Source organism: Mucilaginibacter sp., assembly GCF_036383575.1.
Classification (GTDB): domain Bacteria; phylum Bacteroidota; class Bacteroidia; order Sphingobacteriales; family Sphingobacteriaceae; genus Mucilaginibacter.
In genome coordinates, this window is sequence record NZ_DASVOB010000057.1 from 1 (window position 1) to 2,625 (window position 2,625).

A 2,625-nucleotide genomic window follows, 5' to 3' on the forward strand; every position below is an offset into this window, starting at 1 on the left:
ACGTAGCACCATAGCCAGCGTTCGCCTGGTTCGGCAGAGATAACTACGGGATGGCCTGTGGCATGAAAATGCTTGGTCATATGTGTATTAGGCGAACTATCACAGCAAAGCGTAACGCCGCAGGTTTGGCATGTACGCAGGTGCATCCATGAGCTATGAGTTTTTATGCATTCTTCGCAAACGTAATCTTTGGGTTCGGTTATGTTTTCAATAGCTTCGATGTGGGCGCAGGTTTCTTCCATAGGTATAGGTGTTTGATAAATTAAACTTCGGCGAGGTATTTATGTACAAAACTTATCGCCATTGAGCCTTCGCCTACGGCGGATACAACGCGGTTCATGGCTCCGGCGCGTACATCACCGGCGGCAAATATGCCGGGACAGCTGGTTTCTAACAGAAATGGATCACGTTTAAGTTTCCATACTTTGCCGAAATTTTCATAGCTGCGCAGCTCACGACCTGTTTCAATAAAGTCCTTAGTGTTTTTAATGATGTCCAGCTTGATCCAATCAGTATAAGGTTTTGCGCCAATGAATATGTACAATGCGTTGGCCGTTTTAACCTCACTTTCCTTGGTTTTACAGTTTTGGATAGTAAGCTTTTCAAGGCAGTTGGTACCTTCGGCCTCAATAACCTCGGTATTTGGCATTACCTGTATGTTCGGAGTATCAGCAATCTGGGTGATGAGATAAGCCGACATGGTAGCCGTCAGGTCATCCCTGCGAATAATGATATGTACGTTTTTAGCGAATTTAGATAAGTACATAGCTGCCTGCCCGGCCGAGTTGCCCCCGCCAATCACAAACACTTCTTTACCTGTACATGCCGAAGCTTCGGTAGTAGCAGCGCCATAGTAAATGCCGGCACCGGTAAAATTATCAACGCCTTTAACTTCCAGCTTACGATAATCAACACCGGTAGTAATCACTACGGTGCGACTGATGATCTCCGGCCCGTCATCCAAAATAATGGTTTTGTAGCCATCTTTTTGTTTGATATCACTAACCGACTGCGGCGATAAGAACTCGGCACCCAAACGCATGGCCTGGCTTATGGCACGACGTGTAAGATCGGCACCGCTCAAGCCTGCCGGGAAACCCAGGTAATTTTCAATACGCGAGCTGGTACCGGCTTGTCCGCCCGGGGCCTTGCGCTCGATCAGTAAAGTTTTTAACCCTTCAGATGAACCATACACAGCCGCCGCTAATCCTGCAGGACCTGCGCCTATGATCACCACGTCATAAACGTCGGTAAGCTGGGTAGGGTTTTTGCCCATTTTGTCGGCAATATCCCTGATGGTTGGTTTTGTTAAACAGCTGCCATCCTCAAATATCACCATTGGTAAATCTTCGGTTGTGCGGTTGTTGAGGGTAAGCAAACTGGCCGAATCGATATTTTTTTCGATATCAAACCAGCGGTAAGGGATCAGGTTACCTGCTAAAAAATCTTTTATCACGTGCGATTGCGGCGAAAATTGGTAACCTACCAGCTTCATACCTACAAACTCGGGGATGTAGTGACTGTGCCAGTCGCCAAGCAAATCATTTATTACCGGGTAAAGCTTTTCCTCTGGTGGGTTCCAGGGCTTCATCAGGTAATAATCAAGCTGCACATCGTTAATGGCTTTAATGGCGGCATCGGTATCAGAGTAGGCTGTAAGCAACACGCGTTTAGCTTCGGGGAATACTTTTTTCGCCTTCTCCAAAAACTTAACGCCCTCCATTTCGGGCATACGCTGATCGCACAAAAACAAAGCAACTACTTCCGAACTGTTTTTCAGTTCAATAAGGGTATCGTATGCCTCATTTGCCGATGTTGTGCTTAGTATTTTATATTCTTTGCCATACTGCGATTTTAAATCGCGGCTTATTGACCGCAAAACCTGCGGATCATCATCTATGGAAAATATTATCGGACGGCTCATAGGGTAAATATGCAGGCAAATTAACTAATATTTTTGGTAAAATCAGTTTTTTGCTAACCATTTATCGGGAAGCAAACTACGAACTCGGTATGCCCGGGCCTTGATTTTACTTTTATGGAACCGCGATGCTGCTTTACTATACGCTGCACCACTTCAAGCCCCATACCGGTACCTTTGCCCATCTCTTTAGTGGTAAAGAATGGGTCATAAATCTGAGTGATGTTATCTTCGGGTATGCCGGGCCCGTCATCAATAATTCTTACTTCAACAAAGTCGTTATCTTTTTTTGTACGGATAGTAAGTGTGCCTTTCTCATTTATTTCCATGGCATCAAGGGCGTTATCAACCAAATTTGTCCAAACCTGGTTAAGTTCGCCAATAAGGGCTTTCACTTCGGGAAGGGTTTCATCAAACTCTTCAATTACAGTGATATTCTCCTTCCTGATCTTGTAGCCCAGCATGGTAATCGTGTTGCGGATACCAATGTGGATATCGGCATATTGCTTATCCTGGGCACGGTCCATATGGGTAAATGTTTTTACCGAGCTTACCAACTCGGCAATGCGGCGTGCTGATTCCTGGATATCTTCGATCATTTTTTCGCCCATAAGTTTGGCGCTGAGCCAGTTCAGGATTATAGAAGTGGCGTGAGGGGGGATGTGGCTTTTTAAGGCCTCCAGGTTATCGGTAGTAAAGCTGAA

The 2,625-nt window shown here is 45.6% G+C and carries 3 protein-coding genes; all 3 read right to left on the minus strand.

Annotated features, from left to right (window positions below):
* Nucleotides 1-242: UBP-type zinc finger domain-containing protein (locus VF500_RS01940; protein WP_330858059.1), on the minus strand; the 242-nt coding region annotated here is incomplete at its 3' end.
* A gap of 20 nt (nt 243-262) precedes the next feature.
* Nucleotides 263-1,924: an FAD-dependent oxidoreductase gene (locus VF500_RS01945; protein WP_330858060.1), complete on the minus strand. Its 1,662-nt coding sequence runs from the start codon at nt 1,922-1,924 to the stop codon at nt 263-265.
* A 53-nt stretch (nt 1,925-1,977) separates the two neighbouring features.
* Nucleotides 1,978-2,625: HAMP domain-containing sensor histidine kinase (locus VF500_RS01950; RefSeq protein WP_330858061.1), on the minus strand; the 648-nt coding region annotated here is incomplete at its 5' end.

Excerpts from the sequence above, each read along its gene's own strand:
- VF500_RS01945 (WP_330858060.1), bottom strand. The coding sequence starts at position 1,924 with ATGAGCCGTCCGATAATATTTTCCATAGATGATGATCCGCAGGTTTTG.